Genomic DNA, 24436 nt, shown 5'->3' with positions numbered 1-24436 from the left:
CTCATTGCGCCACATCTTAACAATCCAATCACAAGTTTCATACAGCTGATTGAAACTAAATTAAGCGCGGCAAGGCCCCTTTGCTCGCCCTTGGGAAGCAACTGGAGTATAAAAAGATCAACTTCCATAAAAACAACGGGTTTATCGCATGGCAGCGGCCGAGTTCAGAGCACTTAGGGACTATCTTGGCAGTCAGATTCTGGGGCAGGAGGAGCTAATAGAAGGGCTCCTGATTGCCCTGTTATGTGAAGGACATGTGTTAATCGAAGGGGCACCCGGTCTTGCCAAAACCCGCGCCGTCAAGGCGCTCGCTGGCGCCGTCGAGGGGCGCTTTGCCCGTATCCAGTTTACCCCCGACCTGCTTCCCGCCGATCTCACCGGCAGCGAGGTGTATCACCCGCAGGATGCCAGTTTTGTTTTCCAGCCAGGCCCCCTCTTCAACCATCTGGTGCTGGCAGACGAGATCAACCGGGCGCCGGCCAAGGTGCAATCAGCGCTGCTGGAAGCGATGGCCGAACACCAGATCACCGTGGGCAAAAAGAGCTGGCGGCTGCCACCTCTCTTTATGGTGGCCGCCACCCAGAACCCTATCGAGCAGGAGGGAACCTATCCCCTGCCGGAGGCCCAGCTCGACCGCTTTCTGCTCAAGCTGATGGTGGATTACCCGAGCCCTACGATGGAGCTCGCCATCTTGCAGCTCAATGCTAGCGGGGAACAGCTTGGTGCGGCGCCGGTGACCCTGAGCCAGACCACCTTGCAACGTGCCCGCAGCGACGTGCTGGCGGTGACCATGCAAAGCAGACTGGAGCACTATCTGGTGGAGCTGGTCTGCGCCACTCGCCCAGGCAGTGGTCTTTGCCCTGCCCTTGAGCCATTGATTGCCGTGGGGGCAAGCCCCCGTGCCACACTTGGGCTGGCTCGCTCCGCCCGCGCCCGAGCCTGGCTTGCCGGACGAGATTATGTGCTGCCGGAAGATATCCAGCTGCAAGCCTATCCGGTGCTGCGCCACCGCCTTATTCCCAGCTATCAGGCACTGGCCGACAATCTGGATAACGATATCCTGATCGCCCAACTGCTGGATCAGGTGCCATGTCCCTAGCGCCGGAGCTCCATCCCGATATCGCCCTGTCGCTGCCACGGCTGCTCAATATCCGGCTCTGGGCCAAGGCCAGGAAGCCACCTCACGCAGGCAGAAGCAGCAGCGAACGCGGCAAACCGGGCCGCTCTCCCGGACTCACGTTTCGCGAGCTGCGCGCCTATCAGGCTGGTGACGAGGTACGCCATATCGACTGGCGAGTGACGGCGCGCCTCGGTCGTCCTTATACCCGCCTCTATAGCGAGGAGCTGGATCAGGCGCACTGGCTGCTGCTTGATCTCTCCCCCGCCATGTATTTCGGCTCCACACGGCAGCTCAAGGCGCGTCTGGGATGCGAGCTGGCAGCAGCCCTGATCTGGCAAGGGGAGAAGCAGCACAACACCCTGATCTGCCACGGGCTTATCCCAAATCACCAGAGCCAGCGCGGCAGCGTGCTGCCCCTGCTCGAATCCCTCTGCCATCACTACCAGCAAGGGCTGGCACGTCGGGTACTATCCCATTCACTGGCCGACACCTTGGCCAGCGTGAAGCTGCCCCATGGTGCCAAACTGACGCTGATCACCGACCACAGACCCTGTGAGTCGGCGCTCTGTCAGCAGTTGCAACTGCTCTCCCGGCGCCACGATATTCACTATTGGCAGATCCGCGACCCCCTCGAGGCTGCCCTTCCCCCTGATGGCCAGCTGCCGGTGGCCATCGATCGGCCAGGGCAGCACTATCAAGGCTGGCTGGATGGAGGCCATGCCGGTTTCTCCCGCCGCTACCAGCAAGCTGCCGAGCAGCAGCTGGCCCACGGCAAGCAGTTGCTGTTGCCATTGGTGCAGCGCCTCTATCTGCTCGATAACAGTCAGACGCTGCAACAGCAGTGGCAGGAGGGGTTATGTCATCAGGGATGATCTCGCCCGCCGAACTCGACAGCGCCAGTCCCGCCTCCGACGCCATCACTCCGCCGCTGGCCGCCCTGATGCGAGACATCCACCCGGGGCCGGATCTGATTGAACAGAGTCTTGATCCCAGAGTGCAGGCGCTACTGTGGCTCCTGATCGCCGGTTTTCTTCTGCTGCTGCTCGTCCTGATTGCCAAGAGGGTGATACGTTACCGCCGCTGGTGTCGCCAGCTGGAGGGGGATCCGGCGCTGCTGGTGGCGCAAATACAGGAGGCCCTGCGTCATGAAGCGCTACAGCGCTGGCCCGAGGCGCGCCAACTGCAAGGTGAGGCGTGGCTAGCCTTCATCGATCGCCACGGCGGCAGCGATTTTAGCCAGTTCTCATCTCACTGGAGCAGTTGGCTCTATGGCAGCCAGAACCCGACTCGCGAGCAGTGCGAACAGCTTCGGCAACATTATCGCCGCTGGGGTCAAACCCTCTTCTTGCAACGCTCCCCCCGCTCTGGGCGTAAAGTCGCGCGGAGGCATCCATGATCCTGGCTTGGCCCTGGTTTGCGCTGGCGCTGGTGCTGCCCTTGCTGGTGCGCTTCGGCTTGCCGCCCCTGCGCCGCGGTTATCTGGCTCATCCCGGGTTTGCGCTGCTGCGCCCTCAGGCCGGATTGCCGCTCTGGCGCTCCATGCTGCTCTGGTGCGCCCTTATCCTCGCCCTCTGCCGCCCCCAGTGGTGGGGGGAACCGGTGATCAAATATGAGGGGAGTCGGGATCTGCTGCTGGCGGTGGATCTGTCAGACAGCATGCGTACCCCGGATATGCTCGATAACGGCGAGCAGCAAGCACGGCTAACGGCGGTGCGCCAGCAGATCAAGGCGCTGATCGCCAAACGGGCCGGAGACAGAGTGGGCCTCATCGTATTTGCCGATCACGCCTACCTGCTCTCTCCCCTCACTCAGGAGATCCCGGCGCTGTTGACCTTGAGCGACGAGCTCGATTTTGATCTGGTCGGCCGAACCACCGCCCTTGGCGAAGCCATCCAGCTGGCACGTCAGCATGGAGATCCGGGTCGCCCCACCGCCCTGCTGCTGGTCACTGATGGCCGCAATACCGCAGGCAATGCCGACCCGCTGCAGGAGGCCAAACTCGCCGCGGCACAGGGAATAAGGATCTACACGCTGGGGGTCGGGGCCGATCCCGATACCTTTATCCAACCCTACGATGAGGCGGGCAGCGGTCAGGCCGATCCCAGCAGCGAACTGGACGAACCGCTCCTGAAAGAGCTGGCAAAAACAGGACAGGGGCGCTATTTCAGGGCGCGAACCCAAAGCGATCTCGATGCTATCAATGCGACTCTCAATGCCCTTGAACCTGCCCCCATGCCGATTGCCCAGTACCAGCCGGTGATCGAGCTCTACCCCTGGCCATTGGCACTGCTTTGTGGCTTGCTGCTTCTGCCATCAGGGCACGGCAGACTGGAGTTTCGCATGGTGCGTAACTGGCTGGCACGAGGCGCGCGCAGATGGAGCTGATCTTGCTCCGCCCTCTGTGGCTGATCGCACTCATCCCCTGGCTCTGGCAAGGGTGGCACCGTCGTCGCCAGTCCCCGCTGCTCGCACCTGCGATGCAGGCTTATCTGCTGCCAGCATCCCGTCCTCAACGTCCCTGGCTCTGGCTGGCAACCCTGCCCGTCATTTTGGCCCTGAGTGGACCGGCACTGCGCGGTGAGCTGCAACAGCAGCCTGCAGCACCGCTCGATATCTGGCTACTCGACTTGTCACGCTCGATGACCGCCACCGATCTCAAACCGGATCGGGCAACCCGGGTCAGATGGCAATTACAGCAGCTGCTGAGCCGCGCCAAGGGCGAGCGCATTGCGCTGATCCTCTACGCAGGCGACGCCTACCTCGCCATGCCGCCCACCCGGGATCATCAGGCCCTTTCGCTGCTACTGCCCGACTTGCGCCCCGATATCATGCCGCTGCAGGGCAGCAACCCGGCACGGGCGGTGGAACTTGCCATGAAGCAGCTGGCCCCCGGTGAGCAGGCCCGTCTGCTGCTGATCACCGACGACCTCACCCAGAATCAGATGGCCCAAATCGCTGCTCTGTGGCCCTGCCAACAACGCCTTCTCTGCCGCGACACCCAGTCGGCACGCCTCGATATTCTGCTCGCCAGCAGTGGTCAACCGGCCCCCATGCCCGCCATTCCGGCCAATGAGTTGGGGTTTGCCACCCGCATGCCCGCGCAGTTGCCCGTCCCCGATAGTCAGGCCATTGCCGCTCTGGCCAACCGTCTCGGCGGTGAGCTGCAGTGGCTTGGCAGCGATGTCCCCCGCTTTGCACCGCTGCCCACAACGACCTCGGCCCTCACCCCGGCGCCACTGGATCTTGGCCCCTGGCTGCTGATCCCCTTGTTACCACTGGCCTTTCTGGCCAGAGTCGGCGCCCGGTTGATGATGGCGCTGATGGTGGGAGCTCAGCTGCTTGCGCCACAAGATCTGCAAGCAACAGAGAGGGGGGATCTGCAAGCGATGCAGGCTTATCAAGAGGGGGATTTTCAGCGGGCTGCCCGCACCTTCAACGATCCAGTCTGGCGCGGCAACGCCTGGTATCGGGCCGGAGCCTACCGGCAAGCTATCTCAGCCTATCAGCAAGCGACGAGCGCCACCGCCCACTACAACCGCGGCAATGCCCTGCTGCAACTGGGGGAGTTTGCCGCAGCCAAAGAGGCCTATCTGGCCGCTCTGGCACTGGAGCCCGGCCATGAAGATGCGCTCTATAACCTCTATCTGTTGCAAGGCGGTGCGGCCGCCGCTCCCGATACCAGCAACAGCAAGCAGCCCGATCCATCGGCAGCTCAGCAGGCGACGGCAATGCCCCTGCCCCCCTCTCCCCCTGTGTTGCTGCTGGAACAGCGACTGCGTAAAGAGGCGCTGCGCCGGGACCTTATCAAAGTGGAGGAGCCCTGGTGACGCGAGCAGGATGGGGGCTGTTGCTCGCACTCGCGAGTCAACTTTGCTGGGCTTTGCCCCCTAGGGCAGAGCTGCTGCCGGGGGCTGACCCCAGCGATTGGCTGCTGATCATCGAAGCGGATGGCGAGCGCCAGAGCAGCGAACTGGAGATCACCCCCCTACTGCGCCAGTTTGCAGTGGGCAGAGTGACCATGAGCCGGGTCACCACCCCGGTACAACAACTGACTCGCTGGCAGATCCCGCTGCACCAGAGCGACTCACCCGCTAATACAAAGGTGGTGATTGCCCCGCTCAAGCTGGGAAATGAGTTCACCCCCTCGCTCACCCTGCCATTGAGAGAGGTGAAAACAGCGGCGCTGCCACAACCCGCAGCCCCCTCGCCCCTCGAGATGCAGGCCAGCCTTGAGCATCAGGGCCCGCTCTATCCCGGCCAACCGGTGATCTACCGGCTGACACTGTGGCTGCCCACCAGTATGCAAAACCCGGCCCTGAGCGAGCTTAGCTCTGCCCACTTCACCATCCGTCGCCTCGGTAGCGACGAGTGGATCGCCCCCGCTCAGGCTGGTCTACCCGGCCGGCTCACCCGCAGCTGGCTCATTCAGGCAAAAGCGCCGGGACTCTGGTACCTCGACTCACCCCGCTTGCAGGGGCAGCTCACGCAGCAAGGGAACAAGCCGCAAAAACTCTCGGCCCGCGCGGCACCACTCGAGGTTCGGGTCGACAAAGCCCCCGCCACGCCGGTGGCCACCCGGCTGACCCTGAGTCAACGGCTTGAACCGGCCTCCACGGGGGAAGTGGGTGAACCACTGATCCGTATCCTCACCCTGACCATGGAAAATGGTGACAGCGGCCAGATACAGCTTGCCCCCCTGATGGCCCATCAACTGCCAAACGGCATACAGGCACATCCCGATGGCGAGCAACAGCAGGAGCGTTACCGAGATGGCAAGCTGCTGTTTGAGCGACAGTGGCGCCAGACTCTGGTCGCGGAGCAGAGCGGCGACTACCAGCTGCCCCCCATTGCTCTGCCCTGGTTTAATACCCAAAGTGGCCGGATTGAGCAGGCCAGCCTCCCTGCCATCACGCTGACGTTTCAGGCAACGACAAATCGGCAACCTGATCAGCAGACATCGCAGATGGCACTGCGAGAGAGCCTTTGGTGGGTCGTGCTGGCCATAACGCTGCGTGCGCTATGGCGCCACTGGCCCCGCTGGCACGCCTTCTATCAACTGCAACGTGCCCTTTCCCGACAACAGCCGGATGCCAGTCGCAAGGCGCTGATCAAGTGGGCGACCATGCGCTGGCAGGTCTCCTATTATCAATTAGGCCAGTTGCCTGACGCTGGGCATAATCGGCTCGGCAACGGGCTCGCCGCACTCGAGCGAGCCTGTTTTGCACGGCCCTCTTCTAGCCCGCCCATCGAGTGGCGCGCTCTAGCGCATACCCTCAGGGCTGATGAAACGGCCGGTATTGCGTACCTGATTTACCTGCTAGCGCACGGGAGTTCCCGCTCCCGCCGCCACGCCCCCTGACAAGGATTGCCCTATGGCACTGCTGTTTTTTAGAAAAAAACGTGCTCAGCAGCATATTGGTGGAAATGATCCGGCCACTTCGCCGGTCTCTGATCCCATGGCTGACAAACAAACCAAATTTGAAGCACTGGTTCATGCGCTGCATGGCGATCTCTACCGGTATGCCTACTGGCTGACCCGGGATCCCAACGTGGCGGAAGATCTGGTGCAAGAGACCTTCCTGCGTGCCTGAAAGGCTATCGACACCCTGCAGGATGACAAGGCGGCCAAAGGGTGGCTGATCACCATCCTCAGACGGGAGAACGCCCGCCGCTTTGAACGCAAACAGCTGGAGCTGGTGGATCTCGACGATCACCCTCAGCCCCAGCACGATGCGCTGCACAGCGAACAGGAAATGGAGAACGAGTGGTTGCACCGTCACATCGCCCGGTTGCCCGAGGAGTACCAGGAGCCACTGCTGCTGCAAGTCGTGGGAGGATTCAGTGGTGAGGAGATTGCCGAGATGCTCGGCCTCAACAAGAACACCGTCATGACCCGACTGTTTCGCGCCCGCAACCAGATCAAGGAGGCGATGGAGCAGAAGAACCAAGCAAGAGGACACGGACATGGATGAACTCGAATTTCGCCGCAACGCCATGATCCAGCCCAACGATAAACTGCCGGATTTTCTCAAAGCCGCTGAAGCAAGCCAGGCCAATCGGAACTATCTCGACGAGATGAAGCAGTTCGACAGAACTCTCAAGCACGCCATGCAGGTAGAGGTTCCCGCCGGACTGGCCGAGCGGATCCTGCTCAGGCAAGCCATGCAGAAAGACAGTGACGCGCCAGATGATTTGCCGCCATCCCGCCCCCTTGGCACGGCGCCGGTCAAGATCCGGACATCAACATCCTGGCGCCAGATCGCCCTGGCTGCATCGGTCGCCTTCCTGCTGGGAATGAGCACCCGCTGGATCACGCTGCCAGAAACGGCTCCTGCGGCCCTCTCCCTCGCACAGGTGGCGATGGCTCATGTCTATGGCGAAGAACCCTTTATTGAAGGTGTCGATGAACAGGTCAATCTGCATAACATCAATGCCAAGATGGAGAAGTATGGCGCCACCTTAAGCGGGATGGATGGGCTCAAGGTGACCTATGTCAATCACTGCTCGTTTTATCAGGGACCGGCCTTGCACATGGTGATCCAGGGAAAGATGGGGCCAGTCACCCTCTTTTTAGTGCCCAAACATGTTCCATTAACCCTGCAACAGGCCACCTTTGAAGATGGCACCCTCAAAGGGGAGATTGTCCAGCTCAAAGGCGCCAATATGGTACTGATTGGCGAGATGAAAGACGCTGCCCCCGTTGCCAATGCTCTGCAGTCACGTCTGCAGTGGGACATTTAACATCGCCGGTTAACAACCTCAGAACCATCCTCAATAGCAGGCGGCGGTCACGAGCCGCAGCCTGTTCTCTCCCTGTTTACTCCCCTTTGTCACTCATTTGCCTCAAGATTTCGAAAAATTGACAAAATTATTTTTGTGACGGAGATCGGCAATCCAGGTCAATAATCCACCTTTAGACCCTGAAAATGATGAATTAAACAGCAGGTTAAAACAAATGATTAACACATCGATCACTTTTATGTATTCTGCTGTCACTGGTCTGATTTCTTACCTCCTACCAGATCCATAGAATCACGCCAGAATTGATTGGGAAGAAGCTGAAATAAAAACGGATTTTGTCGAGGTTTGCATTGAACGTGCAGCCAATATCGGCAAAAAAATCTGCCTACAAGAGAGAACACCATGACGACAACTATTTTCAAGAAGAGCCTGATTGCCGCCACCATCGCGCTGGCCACCGGTCAAGTCCATGCCGCGGCATTCCAGTTGAACGAGCACTCGGCCTCCGGTCTGGGTCGCGCCTATGCCGGTGAAGCAGCTATCGCCGACAACGCCTCCGTCCTGGCCCGTAACCCGGCGGCCATGACCACCTTCGACAAGATGGCAGTTTCTGTCTCCGGCACCTACATCAAACCGGATGTGGATGTGGAGGGTAAGCTTTCATCTCCAAGCCCCCTTCTAAACGGTAAGGATGCCAGTCAAAGTGGCATTGCTCCCGCAGCATTCGTACCTGCCTCCTATTTTATCCAACCATTGAATGACCAATGGGCTTGGGGTATTGGCCTTTTCTCCAACTACGGTCTCTCCACCGAATACTCCAAAACCTTCACAGCAGGCTCGGCTGCTGGCGATACAGAATTGGTAACTTTTAACATAAACCCGAATATCGCCTATAGGGTTAATGAACAGTTCAGTGTTGGTGCGGGTATCAACGCAGTTTACGGCGCGGCCGAGCTGAATCGATACAAAGGCTCATTACCGATCCCTGGCTTAAACACCGACTCCAAAATTTCATCGATGAAAGGTGATACTTGGGGCTTTGGCTGGAACATTGGGACACTTTATGAGATCAACGAAAACAACCGTTTAGCTCTCACATATCGCTCTCAAGTTGACCTCAAATTTAAAGGTGATTACAGCAATGACATTAACCCACTAATCCCAGGTTTAGGTGGCCTTGGAGGTAAAACTGTTGATGGACAACTAAACCTTGATTTGCCTGCTCAAGCTGAGTTCGCAGGTTACCATCGTCTAAACCAACAATTTGCAGTGCACTATTCAGTTAACTGGACTGATTGGAGTGCCTTTGAAGAACTTAAAGCAACTGGTTCCCAGTGTGGTGTTGGTACAGCCAACCCGGGTGTCTGTTTGCAAAAACCAGAAAAATTTAAAGACTCACTCCGTTATTCAATCGGCGGTACTTGGTATGTCAACCCTGCTTGGGAAGCTCGTCTGGGCTTTGCCTATGACAACAGCCCTATCGAACCTGAATACCGCAGCCTGAGCATCCCCGACTCAGACCGCATCTGGTATAGCGCCGGAGCCACCTATCATATCAACACTGATATGAGTGTTGACTTCGGTATGGCTTATCTGGACGGCAAAGAAGTTGATGTAGACGAGAGTTTGACCTCTGACCACAAAGGCCAGTCTCGTTGGAAAGGTACTTCCCACGGCAACGCCTTCCTGGCCTCTGCCCAGTTCAACATGAAGTTCTGATTATTGATAGAATTGAAAGAGCGCCGTCAGGCGCTCTTTTTTTATCCGGAAAAGCCAGTTCAGCGCACACATGTAGCACACACCTGTTTATTTTTATTTTTTAATCAAGCTATTAGAATGCATCCTTGCAGCATTTAATCTTGTTTTATCCAGATACTGGCCATTACCGTTGCCTTACTGGTCATACCATATAAAATCCTGCCTCCATTCATATGACCGATTGAACCTTCGGGTAACAGCAAGGATTTTGCCATGCATCCCATCATCAAACCGTCCGCCATCGCCCTGCTGGTGATCGCAGGTCAGACTCATGCCGCCGGGTTCCAGCTGGCTGAACAGTCCGCTACAGGACTGGGACGCGCCTTTGCCGGTGAGGCCGCCATCGCGGACAACGCCAGTGTGCTCTCCCGCAATGCAGCAACCATGACCCGCTTCGATAAGATGGCGCTCTCTGGCGGCGCTATCTATGTCAGTCCTGACGTCAATATCGAAGGAAAAACGGCCGGTTTACTAACTCATGCTGATGCTACAGCACACGATATCGCCGCCGCAGCCTGGGTTCCCAACGCTTATCTCATCATTCCACTCAGCGAGCAGTGGCGCCTCGGTTTCTCGGCAACCTCTTACTATGGTCTTGGTGTCAAGATGCCGGATAACTACAGCGCTGGCCACTTTGGCAATGTCTCCGATATCAAGACCATGGATCTGGGTACCTCACTCGCCTATCGCATCAATGAGATGTGGTCAATTGGTGCCGGGATCTCTGCTATTCAGGGCGAAGGCGAGGTTGGCGGTGTATTTAATGTCGGCCCACATAAGATAGTGAAACATCTGGAAGGCGATGGATGGGCTTTAGGCTGGAACGCGGGGATGCTGCTAACTCCATCGCAAAATACACGGGTAGGGCTGTCATATCGCCACGATACAACACTGACGCTCGAAGGTAATGCTCAAGGAGCAAACGGATTGACTCCATACGAGGATACCGGACGCCTTGATTTACCATTGCCTGCAACCGCTGAATTGGCTCTCTTCCATCAGTTGACCGACAAACTCGCACTCCATGGCAGCCTGAACTGGACCAACTGGAGTAAATTTGTGCAACTGGAAGCAGAGCTGGATCACCAAGGCTCAATGCACATCAAGGACGAGCACTGGGAAGATAGCTGGCGCTACGCCATCGGTATGACCTATCAGGTCACTCCCAAGTGGCAACTGCGCTCCGGTGTGGCCTATGACGCCAGCCCGGTGCCAGCCGATCGTCGTACCATCTCCATCCCGGATGCCGATCGGCTCTGGTACAGCCTGGGAATGGGGTATCAGTTCACGCCCAACCTGACCGTGGATCTGGGGCTGACCCTGATCGATGGCAAAAAGGTGGATGTCACTGAAAAAATGGAGCTGCAACCGGGTAATCCGATGACGACCTCCACCTTCCAGGGCACTTCCGAAGGGGATGCCTGGCTGGCTGGTGCACAATTGAGCTATCTCTTCTAAATTCCTTCCCTGCAAAAAACGCTATGCCAATTATTGCCTTACTCAATAAGGTGAACACTGGCATAGTGTTCTGCAACACCATAAAATCAACCCAGTACCTTTACTGGAGCAAGGCATGTATTCCTACGTAGCAAGACAGCCGATCCTCGACAGAGACCTCAAAACTCATGCCTATGAGCTGCTCTTTCGCGATAGTCTGAATAATGTCTTCCCGAGCATCTCCTCCCAACAGGCGACGTCACGCCTGGTGGTCGAACAGTTCCTGCAACAAAATATCGATCAGCTCTTGGGCGGCCGCCCCTGCTTTATCAACTTCCCCCACTCACTGCTGCTGGAGGGATTGGCAGAGTGCCTGCCGCCCGAAAAAGTGGTGATTGAGATCCTGGAAGATTCCCCACCGGATGATGCCCTGCTGGAAAAGGTGAAACAGCTGCACAAGCTGGGATATCAGCTGGCACTCGATGACTTCACCATGTCACCGGATTGGGAGCGCTTCCTCCCTTTTATCCACATCATCAAGTTTGATCTTCGTGCCACCCCCCTGATGCAGATCAAAGTGTTTATCCAGCGGCATCAGACCCTAGGGCTCACCTATCTGGCGGAAAAAGTAGAGGACAAGGCGGAGTTCGAGCGGGTCAAACAGCTGGGGATCCAGCTGTTCCAGGGCTTTTTCTTCAGCAGACCCGAGATGGTCAAGCAAGCCACCATGGAGCCAGCGCAAGTCGTGGTGATGCAGTTGCTCAACGTGGTCAACGAGGCAGAGCCTGATATCAACAAGATTGAGCAGCTACTCGGTCAGGATATCTCCCTCTCTCTCAAGCTGTTGCGCTATGTCAACCATCTCAAAGGTCACACCAACCCTATTTCGTCATTTCGCCAGGCTGCCATCTATCTGGGCAACACCCAGCTAAAGCGCTTTGTCTCGCTGGTAGCCGCGACCAGCGCCGGCAAGGGCAAGAGCGCCGAGCTCTACCAGATGTCGATGATCCGAGCCCGATTCTGTGAACTGCTGGCCCACGCCCACGCTCCGAGCCAGCAGGCACAACAAGCCTTTATCACCGGTCTCTTCTCCCTGCTGGATGTACTGATGGAGCAGCCGATGGACAAGCTGCTCGGCACTATCCCTCTTATCGACGATATTCGGCTGGCGCTGCTGGAGCGCAAAGGCAATCTGGGTTTCTACCTCGCGTTTTGTGAAGATTACGAGAGCGCCAACTGGTCACGGGTAACGGCCAGAACAGCCCGCCTGGGGCTGAGCGAGGATAAGGTGAGTCACCTCTATCTGGCCGCCACCACCTGGGTCACGGAACAACTGCTGGCGATGGAAGCCACCAATTAATTCGTCTCGTCATTCACCTCGACCGCGATAGCGGTCGCTTCCCCGCCCCCGATGCAGAGCGCTGCCACGCCTCGCCGCAAACCCCGTTGCCGCAGCGCGGCGATCAGCGTCACCAGAATGCGTGCGCCACTCGCCCCCAACGGATGACCAAGTGCACAGGCCCCTCCATGGACATTGACCTTGTGATGAGGGATGCCGACCCCGCTCATGGCCAGCATGGTGACCATGGCGAAGGCCTCGTTGATCTCGAAGAGATCCACCTCTTCCACCGACCATGCCAGACTCGCCAACAAGCGTGAAATGGCGCCAATGGGCGCAGAGGTAAATTCGGCGGGCAATGCCGCGTGGCTCTGATAACCGACGATCCGTGCCAGCACTTGTACCTGCCAGGCTTGCGCCGTGGCGCCATCCATCAATATCAGCGCCGCCGCACCATCCGAGATGGAGCTTGAATTGGCCGCTGTAATGGTGCCCTCCTTGCCAAACGCTGGCTTCAGGGTAGGGATCTTCTCCGGTCTGCCCTTGCCGGGCTGCTCGTCTTCGACCAGCAACAAGCGCTCACCGCGATAGACGCTTGTCAGCTCGGACACAAACGCACCGGCGTGCTGCGCATCGCGGGCACGCTGCAATGACGCCAGGGCAAACTCATCCATGGCACTGCGGGTCAAACCGGCAAGATCGGCACTGCGCTGAGCATGTACCCCCATCAGCTGGCCATCATAGGCATCTTGCAAACCGTCGAGGAATAGGTGGTCCAGCACCTTTTGATGCCCCATCCGAAAGCCGCTGCGGGCATTATCCAGCAGATAGGGGGCACGGCTCATACTCTCCATCCCCCCCGCGACCACTACCCTGTTGTCACCAAGGCGGATGGTATCCGCCGCCAGCATCACTGCTTTCATGCCGGAACCGCACACCTTGTTGACCGTAGTAGCAGGCACACTATCTGGCAACCCTGCTTTCAACAACGCCTGCCGGGCTGGCGCTTGCCCCACGCCCGCCGCCAGCACATTGCCCATAAACACTTCATCGACCTGCTCCGGACTCAGCCCGCTTTGCTGTAGTGCCGCCTCGATGGCACAGGCTCCCAACTCAGGCGCAGTTACCTCTGCCAATGCCCCCTGAAACGCCCCCATCGGAGTCCGTTTTGCCGCCACAATTGCAATATCCATTTGCCTGCCTCTGTTTGTTACATGGCCATAACATAGGGGTTCTGACGCGATGGAACAAGAGTTGCAGTGCAGTTTACGTTTAGGTAAGGTGCAGACAGGATTTAGTTCGCCAAGAAGTCTGTATGAACAACAAGGATGAAGGACGGCGCTTCAGCATCAGTGAGCTGGCCCGGGAATTTGATATTACGACGCGCAGTATCCGTTTCTACGAGGATCAGGGGTTGCTCAATCCCGCCAGAGAGGGACAGACCCGCATTTACAGCAAGCAGGATCGGGTTCGCCTCAAGCTCACCCTGCGCGGCAAGCGGCTCGGATTCAGCCTCGCCGAGATCCGCGAGCTGTTTGATCTCTATGATGCCGACAAGAGCAGCCGCACCCAGTTACAGACCATGCTGGGACTGGTTGAGGAGAAACGGGAGACACTGCAACAGCAGATGGAAGATATCAGGATGGTGCTGCTGGAGCTGGATGCCGCCGAGCAGCGTTGCCAACAAGCCCTTAGCCAGCTGGGATAACCGGCTTGCTGTGCTGACCAGGTAGCTCTTTCAGCCCGATCACAAGATGCCAGATAGCAAAAAGCCACTCCTGAGAGTGGCTTTTCTTCAACCTGACGGTTCGCTATTAAACGCGAACGAAGTCCAGGTGGATCAGCTTGTAACGTACCGGGTGACGCTGGATAGCTTTCACTTTTACGTTAACTTCTTCACCGTTGATAACCAGAGTCAGTACAGACTCATAGAATTCCGGCTTCTCTTGAGCCAGGATCATTTTCTTGTGGTCAACAGTGATGGACAGGGCTTCTTTGCCTGCACCGTAAACGATGGCAGGAACTTGGTCAGCTTGACGCAGGCGGCGGCTCGCACCTTTCCCCAGGTCAGAACGGACTTCAGCTTGGAATACGAAAGACATAGTATGTATCTCTTTTGGATGAATTTATGGTGCTAACTGCGACCGGTCAGCACCTCGCAAAACGAGCGCGAATACTACCACGGGCCAAATTCGGATACAAGGTACCGACTCTGCATTTAGTGCCCCTGCTCCAACCGGGCGAATTGCTGCTGACGCTGGGCCGGGCTCAGGGCATCAAACCGCGCCAGGGTTTCGGCGCGCGGGCAGTAGAGTCCCTCCCCCGTTCTGACCCGAATGCTCTTGCCAAGCCGCGGCTGGTTCTCTGCCACCAGCGCCAGCAAATAGCTGTAGGTATCGGCTCCCCGGGCACTGGATAACTGGTTGGCAATGCGCCACAGGGTCTCCCCTGCTGCGACCTGATGACACACGGTTTGTGAACCGCCGGCCGCAGGAGCCGAGAGGGTAAGCATGACGTCACTGCCTGCGGATAAGCTAGCCGTGTGACTGGCCAAGGCCATATCGGCGATCGCTACTCCCTCATCTCCTTGGGCACCACTCATCCCCGCAGTGCGAAACGTCACCCCCAGCTGAGCCAGTAGAGGTTCGCTCTCGGCGGGGTCGGTGAGCATATCAACACCACTGAACGCGTCTTGAGGTGTGCGGAACTCGGCAATAAAGGGCGCGACAGGTTGCGCGAGATAATCAGAGAAACCACTCCCCTGGAGCACGATTGCACCAGCAGCAACAGCCTGCGCGGGGACGACCCCGTAAGCCATCTCGTCGATGCGCCGCAGCCTTGCCAGATAGGTTTTGGAAAGCTGCGCCTCCCCCTCGAACAGATCGAAGGGGGGCACCAACCTGGCTGGAAAGAGGATCTGCCAGCGACCCTGCTTCTGCTTTTGGGCCAGCGGCGGAAACTGATTGCCACGCCAGGCCACAAACATCGCAGGCGGGGTGCGCGCCAGCGGGTAATATTCCGGGTTCAACTGCACCCAGGTTTGTTCCGCGATGGGTTGATAACCGCTGATCACCACCTGCGCCACACTCAACCAGATCCCCAGCATCCTTGCCTCCCTGACTTGCGGTTTGAAGGGGCTACCTGACCGGCAACCCCTTCTCAGCACCCGCTATCATGCTGTTAAAACAGTTAGATAGCAGCTTAGCACTGAGCGATGGCGTTAAGCACCCGTTTATCGGAGACCGGATAAGGGGTCCCCAGATTCTGGGCAAAGAACGATACCCGCAGCTCCTCGATCATCCAGCGAATATTGGCCACCTCGGTGGGAACAAGCTGGGATTTGGGGATCTTGGCCAGCAGCGCCTTGTACTCCGACTCCACACTGTGCACCTTGAGCATGTAGACCCGATCCCGGTTGGGATCGATGGCAAGCTTCTCCAGGCGACGCTCGATGGCCCGCAGATAGCGCAGCAAATCAGGCAACCGCTGCCAGCCGGTCTCGGTGACAAAGCCCTTGTGGATAAGGTTGCCGAGCTGCTGCTGGATATCCGACATGGCAAAGGCGGTATCGAGCTGCATCTTGCCCTTGAGCCGCTTCTTGATCTCATGGGACAACGTCAGCACGGCTTCCACTTGCTTGGCCACCTCCACTACCGCATCGTTGAGCTCGGCGCGAACAAACTCCTTGAGCGCCTCGAAACCGGCCTCGTCCCAAGCCAGCCCGCCATGCTGCTCGATCAGCTTGTCGCAGCCACAGGCGATGCAGTCGTCAATCAGCTCCGCCACCTTGCCAAACGGGTTGAAATAGAGCCCGAGCTTGGCCTTGTTGGGCAGCTTCTCCTGCAGATACTTGATGGGTGATGGCACATTGAGCAGCACCAGCCGACGCTGACCGGCCCACATCAGCTGCTGCTGCACCACCGGGCTCTCCACCAGCTGGATGGCGACCGAATCTTTCTCGTCTACCAACGCCGGATAGGCCTTCACTTCGAAGCCGCCACGCTTCTGGCTGTACTCCTGCGGCAACTCGCCAAAGCTCCACAGGGTGAGGCCAGACTGCTCGATGTCATCGTCCGCCACCTGCGACAGGGTCTCCTGCACCTTGCCACGCAGGGACTCTTTCAATGCCTCCAGATCTTTGCCTTCCGCCACCTTCTTGTGCTTGTCGTCCACCACCCGGAAGGTGAGTTTCAGGTGATCGGGCACCGCAGTCCAGTCCCAGGATTCACGAGGTACGGTGACGCCGGTCATGCGGCGCAGCTGACGCTCCATCTCGTCCAGTAGCGGTCCCTGCTCGGGGTTGATGCTGGCAAGCAGCGCATCGGCATAGTTTGGCGCCGGCACGAAGTTCTTGCGCATCGGCTTGGGCATCGACTTGATAAGGGCCACCAACAGCTCGTGGCGCAGCCCCGGGATCAGCCACTCGAACCCCTTCACCTCCACCTGATTCAGGAGCGGCAGCGGAATATGCAGGGTCACGCCATCGGCGGCCTCCCCCGGCTCGAACTGATAGGTCAGCTTGAGCTTGAGACGCCCCTGCTGCCAGAAGTTGGGGTAGTCGAGATCGCTGATGTGGGCAGCATCCCCCTTCATCAACATCTCTTTTTCGAAGTTGAGCAGCTCGGGATCCCGCTTTTGCGCCTCTTTCCACCACTTGTCGAAGTGACGGCTTGATATCACATCCTCCGGCAGACGGGCATCGTAGAAGCGGAACAAGTCCTCATCATCCACCAGGATGTCGCGCCGACGGGACTTGTGCTCCAGCGCCTCCACCTCGGCCAGGAGCTTGCGGTTATCGCTGAAGAAACGGTGACGGGTCTCGAAATCCCCCTCCACCAGCGCGCGGCGGATAAACAGCTCGCGGCACAGCGCCGGATCGATGCGGCTGAAGTTGATGATGCGCTCATTGACCAGCGTCAGGCCATAAAGGGTCACCTTCTCCTTGGCCATCACGGCGCCGTTTTTCTTCGACCAGTGAGGATCGCTGTGGTGCAGCTTGATGAGATGGCCAGCCAGCGGCTCCACCCATTCGGGTTCAATCTTGGCGTTGATGCGGGCGTAGAGGCGCGAGGTCTCCACCAATTCTGCGGCCATCACCCACTTGGGCGGCTTCTTGAACAGGCCCGAGGCCGGGAACAGGTGGAAGCGGCCATTGCGAGCACCAAGGAACTCGGGCTTTTCCAGATCCTTGTTGCCGATATGGCTCAAGAGGCCGGTCAGCAGCGCGCAGTGCACCGTCTTGAAATCTGCAGGTTCATGGTTGGCTTTAAAACCAAGCTCCTTGACCGTCTGGCGCAGCTGGAAGTGAATGTCCTGCCATTCACGCACCCGCAGGTAGGAGAGAAACTCCTTCTGGCACATGCGGCGAAACGGGTTGCTGCCAAGGGCATCCTGCTGCTCTTTCAGATAGTTCCACAGATTGACAAAGGCGAAGAAGTCGGAATCCTTGTCCTCAAAGCGCCTGTGTTGCTCATCGGCGGCCTGCTTCTTCTCCATGGGTCGCTCGCGGGGATCCTGAATGCTGAGGGCCGCGGTGATCACCATCACCTCGCTCAGGCAACCAGTTTGCGCCGCGCTGATCACCATCTTCGCCAAACGCGGATCAAGGGGGATGCGCGAGAGCTGGCGACCGGTCTCGGTCAGCTGCAACTTGGCTTCGCGCTCGCCGGTGGCGGGCAGCTCGCGCACCGCCTCCAGCTCTTTCAAGAGAGTCAGGCCATCCTTGATATGGCGGGACTCTGGTGGCTCGACGAAGGGAAACGCCTCCATGTTGCCAAGGCCGAGCGCCAGCATCTGCAGGATGACCGAGGCCAGATTGGTGCGCAGGATCTCGGGGTCGGTAAAGGCGGGACGGCTATTGAAATCCTCCTCCGAGTAGAGGCGGATACAGATACCGTCTGCCACCCGGCCGCAACGCCCTTTACGCTGGTTGGCACTGGCCTGGGAGACAGGCTCGATAGGCAGGCGCTGCACCTTGGTGCGCCAGGAGTAGCGGCTGATACGGGCGGTGCCCGGATCGATGACGTAGCGAATGCCTGGCACCGTCAGCGAGGTCTCCGCCACGTTGGTGGCGAGCACGATGCGTCGCCCAGCATGGGGCTGGAACACCTTGTTCTGCTCGGCGTTGGAGAGACGGGCGTAGAGCGGCAACACCTCGGTATCGCGCAGATTGAGCTTGCGCAAGGCATCGGCGGTATCGCGGATCTCCCGCTCGCCGTTCATGAAGATGAGGATGTCCCCGAGCCCCTCGCGGGCCAGCTCTTCCACCGCGTCGAAGATCCCCTGCAGTTCATCGCGCTCTTCAAGCCCTTCGCTCTTGTCACTGCTTTTTTTATCAACAAATAGCGGACGGTAGCGCACCTCCACCGGATAAGTGCGGCCGGAGACCTCGATCACCGGCGCCTTGTTGAAATGGCGGGAGAAACGTTGCGGGTCGATGGTGGCCGAGGTGATGATCACCTTGAGATCGGGGCGCTTGGGCAGCAGTTGCTTAAGATAGCCCAGGATGAAGTCGATATTGAGGCTGCGCTCGTGGGCCTCATCGATGATGATGGTGTCGTACTGGGTGAGCATCCGGTCGTTCTGGATCTCCGCCAGCAGGATACCGTCGGTCATCAGCTTGATGTGGGTCTGCTCGCTCACCTGATCGGTAAAGCGAACCTTGTAACCCACGTAGTGACCGAGTTCGGACTCCATCTCCTCGGCAATACGGGCCGCAACGGTGCGGGCTGCCAAACGGCGTGGCTGGGTGTGGCCGATAAAGCCCTTCACCCCGCGCCCGAGCGCCAGACAAATCTTGGGGATCTGGGTGGTTTTGCCCGAGCCTGTTTCCCCTGCAATGATCACCACTTGATGTTCTTGAATGGCCTTGGCGATCTCAGCCTGCTTCTGGCTGACCGGCAGGTTGTCCGGATAAGTGACCTTGGGCACTCCGGCCAGACGGGTTTGATAACGCGCTTGCGCGGCATCCAGATCGGCGGCAATGGTCTCCAGCACGGCGGCCTGTTTGCCTTCAGGCAGCTTCTTGACCCCGTGCAGACGACTGGAAAGGCGGCGGGCGTCGAGATTCATGCAGGCAGAGAGACGGCGGCGCAGCGCCTCGATAGAGAGAGACAAGGTACGAATTCCTTAAATAGGTGCCCAGAGGGGCCATATCGATAAGCTGGGAGCGATCCTAAAGAGCGAGCGGGGGCGGTGCAAGCCTTAACGTAGCGTTATATATGGGAAGACAGAGAGATTGGCCGCTCCTCAAACATGACAAAACAACCATTGTAAGATGGCATAACATGAATAAATGGCAGCATATGAAATAGCCAAGGCAAGCCGAAGCTTGCCTTGGGAGAGAGAAAAACAGGGTTAACCGTGGGAGTGATGGACAAAACAGGTGGTGAGCTGGGCGTGAATGGCCTGCATGACGTTGTGGCGATTGATGACACCGAGCAGACGCCCCTCCTCCACTACCGGATAGATTTTCGGCTTTTGCCCCATCATCATCTCCGCCAGGCTCAAAATGCTGGTATCGGGTCCCACCGACAACACCTCCTTGCGCATCACATCCTTGACCTGCGCCACCTGTTCGCAGTGATAGGCCTCCTTAAGCAGCACTGCGATGCAATCCTGCTCGGAGATCCAGCCAATCAGATGGCCCTGCCCATCCACCACCGGGCCACCGAGCTGATGACTGTTCAGAAATTTCTCGACCGCAGCTTGCACCATCATGTCGGCAGTGAAGGTGATGGGTCTGCTCTGCATATAATCCTTGGCTTTTAGCGATTCCATATCTGCTCCCCTAAGGTAGTCCATCAAGCTGGCGTCTTGTGCGCCGGTACCGGCACCATGCTCGGCTTGTTCCAAGCATAGCTGGCTCGCGGCGGTATGAGTCAGCGGCCAGCCTCTCCCTCAATTGATGGCATGAGCCGGCTCGCGATCCGGAATGGCTGCCATCATCATCTGCGGCAGGTGATCGGCCAGCACCGCCACCACAGCGGGATCGACCCGCCCCTGATCCGCCAGTTGCTGCATAAAGGTCAATGCGTCACGGGCAGGCAGGCCGGGCCGATAAGGTCTGTCCTGCACCATGGCCTGAAAAATATCGGCGACCCGCAGGATCCGCGCTTCGAGCGCCATGGCGGATGCCGGCAGGTGGAACGGATAGCCCTCCCCGTCAGGCTCCTCATGGTGATAGGCCGCCCAACAGGCAATCTCTTCAAACCCTTCGATATGGCGCAGGATCTGGTAAGTCTCGAAGCTGTGGGTATTGATGATTGCCCGCTCCTCTTTCGTCAGACTGGCAGGCTTGTCGAGGATCTCGTCCGGCACCCTGAGCTTGCCCAAATCGTGCAGCAAACCGGCGATCTCCAGCATGTCACAATGGATGGCACTGACTCCCATCTGCTCGGCCAATGCCCGAGACAACCTGCTCACACCGAGTGAATGCATCATCGTGAATGGGCTTTTGGCGTCGACAATGCCGGAGAAGATCTGCGCCAGCGCTTTTAGCTCCCCGTTGAAGGTCAGACAAGGCTCCCGCACCTGCAGCATCTCCAGCATGTAATCATTGATGGAGCGCGCTTCCAGCTGCAGCCAGAATGCCTCAGAGCGAGACGCCTTGAGGAAGGCATCCACCAGCTCGGGGGCAAAGAACTCGTCACGGAAATCCTGCAGGCGTGCGCGGATCTCGTTGGTATGCATCAACAATGAACCATCGCCATAGTAGGGCGCCGCCAACGCATCGCAGCGATCCACCAGAAAGATAAGGTTGGCCTGACGGGCCACATTGGGGTCCACATCAGCCATCTCGCGCAACAGGTGCCAGTGGGTGTGGTGATAACGGATAGGCAGGGCCAGTGGGGCCAGCAAACGGAAATCCTTGAGCAGCTGATATCCCACCTCGCAGTGACGCTGGGAGGACTCCCAATCGAACTCGCTGACCAGATGGTGATGGGTGATGGTCGAGGAGACACCGATATCATGCAGCACCCCCAGCTCGAACAGCAGACAGCGTTCGGCCTCACTCATTCCCAGCTCCCGGCTGCACTCGGCAGCCATAATCCCGACCCGTTTACCGTGGGCCACATCGCCAATGCCCACCAGATCCAGCGAGGCTGACAGGGCATACACCACCTGCCTTAGATCCACTTGCAACGAAAAGGGGGCTGCGCCCTGCGCTCTGTCCATGATCCGGGTCCCATGCGATGTTGTCGTATCAAACTGGCGCTGTTTTATGCTTCGCCTTCTATCAACTTAGTCAATAGCCGAGCCTTTTACCTTGTTTTTATAGGCATTTATGACCCTGGTACCGGCGTTGTTTCCCAAATAGATGCAGCTTGAATGCTAACTGAGGGTTTGGTGACCTGATCACCACCATCCTCTTCAGGTCTGCATCATGGACACGTCGTTTCACCCATCACCAACTGGCCTCAATACAACAAGTCTTTGATTAACCGTGGTTCCCTCACCTTCTGTGTTGATACAGAGGCCATGAACAACTGGTTCCACCACGATCATCATGGTCAGCGGGGCTGCAGCCAGCTCTACACCGACCAGACTATTTGTACCTTCCTGATGCTCAAGAGGATTTTTAACCTCACTCTGTGGGCCATCGCACGGTGAAAGTGTCCTATCGACAACCCGCCAAGAGGCGTATCACCGACCTGGTCATCGACTCAATCGGGCTGAAGGTATTTGGTGAAGGCGAGTGGAAGGTCAGAAAACACGGCGCCGAGAAACGGCGAGTCTGGCGCAAGTTGCATCTGGCAGTAGACCCGGTGACCCACGATATCGTGGCCGCGGAAATCTCACTGGAGAATGTCCATGATGTCGAGGTGTTGCCGACTCTGCTCAAGCCACTGCGGCGCAAACTGGGACGTGTTTATGCGGATGGTGCCTATGACAGCAAAGCTAGTCATCAGCTTATCTCGCGCAAAAGGGCGACAGCCTGTATCCCGCCTCGCAAGAGCGCGGGGTTATGGAAAAGGGGCATCCAAGAAATGAGACCGTGCTGTTGATGCGCAAAGAAGGGCTGGCGCACTGGAAGAAGATATCGGGGTATCACCGTCGCTCGCTGGCAGAGACGGCAATGTATCGGTTGTATCGGTTCAAGCAGTTACTGGCGGGGAAAATCAGTCTGCGTAACTACAACGGCCAAGTGGGGGAGGTGATGACGTATGTAAGCGCCATAAACAAACTGAATACCCTTGGCCTACCTGTCAGAAAGCCCCGAGTTTAGCGGTCACTTGGGGCAGGGGCAGGGGCAGGGGCAGGGGCAGGGGCAGGGGCAGGGGCAGCTTGATGGTTGATTTGGGAAACAACGCCACAGATATCACTAAACAATCATCATATCCTGAGAAATAGATGGGTCTTATAGACTCGGTAAGCAAGACAGAAGTGCATAAGATATCGGGAGCAACCGCCCAATAAACCGCCACCTGCACGGCTCGCCCTTCGTTCTGCCTGCGCTATGGTTTACCATGCACACAATTGTGGTGCCTGGCACCGCCCACCCTAGCGCCAGGCGCTACCGTCATCGGATACCTCATCTCGAGCAACATGAGCAAAACAGCACACGCGGGCAATGAGCCAACATTCTATTTCCACGACTACGAGACCTTCGGCATCAGCCCCGCCAAGGACAGGCCATCGCAGTTTGCCGGTATCCGTACTGATGAAGATTTCAACATCGTTGGCGAGCCGCTGGTCATTTATTGCAAGCCGCCAGCGGACTATCTGCCGGATCCGGAGGCGTGCCTGATTACCGGTATCACGCCACAGAAGACGATGAAGGATGGGCTGTGCGAGGCGGATTTCATTCGCCAGATCCACGAGCAGTTCGCCACGCCGAATACCTGTGTGCTTGGCTACAACAGCATCCGCTTCGATGATGAAGTGACCCGCTACACCCTCTATCGCAACTTCTATGACCCCTATGCCTACAGCTGGCAGAACGGCAACTCCCGATGGGATATTCTCGACATGCTGCGGGCCTGCTATGCCCTGCGGCCGGAGGGGATCGAGTGGGCCTTTGACGATGAAGGAAAACCGAGTTTCAGACTTGAAAAGCTGACGGTCGCCAACGGCGTTACTCACGCCAATGCCCACGATGCACTCTCGGACGTGCTGGCCACCATCGAGATGGCCAAGCTGGTGAAAAAAGCCCAACCCAAGCTGTTTGGTTATCTCTTTGATCTGCGTAACAAAAACAAGGTGAAGGCGCTGATTGACGTGGTGACCATGAAGCCACTGGTGCATGTCTCCGGCATGTTCTCCCCCTGGCAGGGTTGTGCAAGCTGGGTCTCGCCGCTCGCCTGGCACCCCAACAACCAGAACGCGGTGATCATGGTGGATCTGACCCGCGACCCCACCCCGCTCATTGAACTCTCCAGCGAGGAGATCCGCGAGCGCCTCTACACCAAGAAAGAGGAGCTGGGGGATCTGGCGGGCATTCCGGTCAAACTGGTGCACATCAACAAGTGCCCGGTGCTGGCGCCGGCCGCCACCCTGACGGCGGAGCGCGCCGACGAGCTCGGCATCGATCGGGAGCAGTGCCGCAAGAGCCTGGATCTGCTGCGCGCCCACCCCGAAGTGCGGGAAAAACTGGTGGAAGTGTTCAATCAGGAGTTCGCCGGCAGCAATGAGAGCGACCCCGATACCCAGCTCTACGCCGGATTCTTTGGCCATGGCGACAAGTCCACCATGGATCTGGTGCGTGCCACCCCCGCGGATCTGCTGGGTGAGCGGGAGTTCACCTTTACCGACTCCCGGCTGCCGGAGATGCTGTTCCGCTACCGCGCCCGCAACTGGCCGCACACCTTGAGCGAAGCGGAGCAGAAACGCTGGCGCCTGCACTGCAGCGACTACTTCAGCCGCCGTCTGCCGGACTATGTGCCCCGTCTCGAGGCGTTGGCCGAGCAACCAGAGTAACGAACGGAACTTTGCGATTCTAAAGAGTCTTTATCACTATCTGGAAGATTTATGAGTTGTGAGTAGTTTCACAATAAATCCTTCCCGCCCATCCCCTTCTTCAGGTCATAATGACGAAGGGG

Annotated in this window: 17 protein-coding genes and 3 pseudogenes; 14 read left to right on the top strand and 6 right to left on the bottom strand. The window is 58.1% G+C overall.

Annotated elements, in window-relative coordinates:
* Positions 1–148 precede the first annotated feature (148 nt).
* From ACTG2S_RS11385 to ACTG2S_RS11335, 11 genes and pseudogenes are all read left to right on the top strand, one after another.
* A complete protein-coding gene (locus ACTG2S_RS11385) occupies positions 149–1099 on the top strand; it encodes an AAA family ATPase (RefSeq protein WP_274161520.1) in 951 nt (316 codons plus the stop codon).
* Positions 1090–1992 (top strand): DUF58 domain-containing protein, encoded by a 903-nt coding sequence (locus tag ACTG2S_RS11380; RefSeq protein ID WP_274161519.1) that lies wholly within the window; start codon positions 1090–1092, stop codon positions 1990–1992. The genes ACTG2S_RS11385 and ACTG2S_RS11380 overlap by 10 nt, the downstream gene beginning before the upstream one ends.
* Positions 1977–2516, top strand: coding sequence for a DUF4381 domain-containing protein (locus tag ACTG2S_RS11375; RefSeq protein WP_274161518.1), 540 nt, complete (start codon positions 1977–1979; stop codon positions 2514–2516). The genes ACTG2S_RS11380 and ACTG2S_RS11375 overlap by 16 nt, the downstream gene beginning before the upstream one ends.
* Positions 2513–3505: a VWA domain-containing protein gene (locus ACTG2S_RS11370; RefSeq protein WP_274161517.1), complete on the top strand. Its 993-nt coding sequence runs from the start codon at positions 2513–2515 to the stop codon at positions 3503–3505. Before ACTG2S_RS11375 ends, ACTG2S_RS11370 begins: the two co-directional genes overlap by 4 nt.
* The gene (locus ACTG2S_RS11365; protein WP_439982532.1) at positions 3496–4947 is read left to right on the top strand and encodes a VWA domain-containing protein; all 1452 of its coding nucleotides are present in this window, start codon (positions 3496–3498) and stop codon (positions 4945–4947) included. Before ACTG2S_RS11370 ends, ACTG2S_RS11365 begins: the two co-directional genes overlap by 10 nt.
* Positions 4948–4967: 20 nt before the next feature.
* The gene (locus ACTG2S_RS11360; protein WP_322112680.1) at positions 4968–6479 is read left to right on the top strand and encodes a hypothetical protein; all 1512 of its coding nucleotides are present in this window, start codon (positions 4968–4970) and stop codon (positions 6477–6479) included.
* Between the two features lie 13 nt (positions 6480–6492).
* Positions 6493–7092 (top strand): annotated as a pseudogene (locus ACTG2S_RS11355) (sigma-70 family RNA polymerase sigma factor).
* Positions 7085–7861 (top strand): DUF3379 domain-containing protein, encoded by a 777-nt coding sequence (locus ACTG2S_RS11350; RefSeq protein WP_439982529.1) that lies wholly within the window; start codon positions 7085–7087, stop codon positions 7859–7861. Before ACTG2S_RS11355 ends, ACTG2S_RS11350 begins: the two are co-directional and overlap by 8 nt.
* Positions 7862–8263: 402 nt before the next feature.
* Positions 8264–9580 carry an outer membrane protein transport protein gene (locus tag ACTG2S_RS11345; RefSeq protein WP_201946388.1) on the top strand — a complete coding sequence of 439 codons (1317 nt, stop codon included), beginning with the start codon at positions 8264–8266 and terminating at the stop codon, positions 9578–9580.
* Between the two features lie 252 nt (positions 9581–9832).
* Positions 9833–11077 (top strand): OmpP1/FadL family transporter, encoded by a 1245-nt coding sequence (locus tag ACTG2S_RS11340; protein WP_274161515.1) that lies wholly within the window; start codon positions 9833–9835, stop codon positions 11075–11077.
* Between the two features lie 115 nt (positions 11078–11192).
* Positions 11193–12416, top strand: a complete 1224-nt coding sequence (locus ACTG2S_RS11335) for an EAL and HDOD domain-containing protein (protein ID WP_005333249.1) — start codon at positions 11193–11195, stop codon at positions 12414–12416.
* On the opposite strand, the gene ACTG2S_RS11330 is transcribed toward ACTG2S_RS11335, so the two are convergent.
* Positions 12413–13588 carry a thiolase family protein gene (locus ACTG2S_RS11330; RefSeq protein WP_274161514.1) on the bottom strand — a complete coding sequence of 392 codons (1176 nt, stop codon included), beginning with the start codon at positions 13586–13588 and terminating at the stop codon, positions 12413–12415. The two genes, ACTG2S_RS11335 and ACTG2S_RS11330, sit on opposite strands and share 4 nt — an antisense overlap.
* A gap of 122 nt (positions 13589–13710) precedes the next feature.
* Between ACTG2S_RS11330 and ACTG2S_RS11325 the strand changes: the two genes are divergently transcribed.
* Entirely contained in the window at positions 13711–14103 is a 393-nt protein-coding gene (locus ACTG2S_RS11325; RefSeq protein WP_005360322.1) for a MerR family transcriptional regulator, read from the top strand.
* A 106-nt stretch (positions 14104–14209) separates the two neighbouring features.
* On the opposite strand, the gene rplY is transcribed toward ACTG2S_RS11325, so the two are convergent.
* From rplY to ACTG2S_RS11300, 5 genes are all read right to left on the bottom strand, one after another.
* Complete coding sequence (gene rplY / locus ACTG2S_RS11320; protein WP_005333252.1) at positions 14210–14497, bottom strand: 50S ribosomal protein L25; 288 nt, start codon at positions 14495–14497, stop codon at positions 14210–14212.
* A 116-nt stretch (positions 14498–14613) separates the two neighbouring features.
* Positions 14614–15501 (bottom strand): hypothetical protein, encoded by an 888-nt coding sequence (locus ACTG2S_RS11315; RefSeq protein ID WP_274161513.1) that lies wholly within the window; start codon positions 15499–15501, stop codon positions 14614–14616.
* Positions 15502–15596: 95 nt separating this feature from the next.
* Entirely contained in the window at positions 15597–19511 is a 3915-nt protein-coding gene (hrpA, locus tag ACTG2S_RS11310) for an ATP-dependent RNA helicase HrpA (RefSeq protein ID WP_274161512.1), read from the bottom strand.
* A gap of 240 nt (positions 19512–19751) precedes the next feature.
* Positions 19752–20174, bottom strand: coding sequence for a CBS domain-containing protein (locus tag ACTG2S_RS11305; RefSeq protein ID WP_021230185.1), 423 nt, complete (start codon positions 20172–20174; stop codon positions 19752–19754).
* Between the two features lie 120 nt (positions 20175–20294).
* Positions 20295–21572, bottom strand: coding sequence for an HD-GYP domain-containing protein (locus ACTG2S_RS11300; RefSeq protein ID WP_274161511.1), 1278 nt, complete (start codon positions 21570–21572; stop codon positions 20295–20297).
* Between the two features lie 201 nt (positions 21573–21773).
* On the opposite strand from ACTG2S_RS11300, the pseudogene ACTG2S_RS11295 reads away from it, so the two are divergent.
* A pseudogene (locus ACTG2S_RS11295) lies at positions 21774–22623 on the top strand (IS5 family transposase).
* Positions 22624–22943: 320 nt separating this feature from the next.
* A pseudogene (gene sbcB / locus ACTG2S_RS11290) lies at positions 22944–24369 on the top strand (exodeoxyribonuclease I).
* Positions 24370–24436: the final 67 nt, after the last annotated feature.

The sequence above is a fragment of the Aeromonas sp. 82P genome, from assembly GCF_051919365.1.
Taxonomy (GTDB): domain Bacteria; phylum Pseudomonadota; class Gammaproteobacteria; order Enterobacterales; family Aeromonadaceae; genus Aeromonas; species Aeromonas veronii.
The sequence above is the reverse complement of the archived record's forward strand: the minus strand, read 5'-3'. Positions and strand labels throughout refer to the sequence as shown.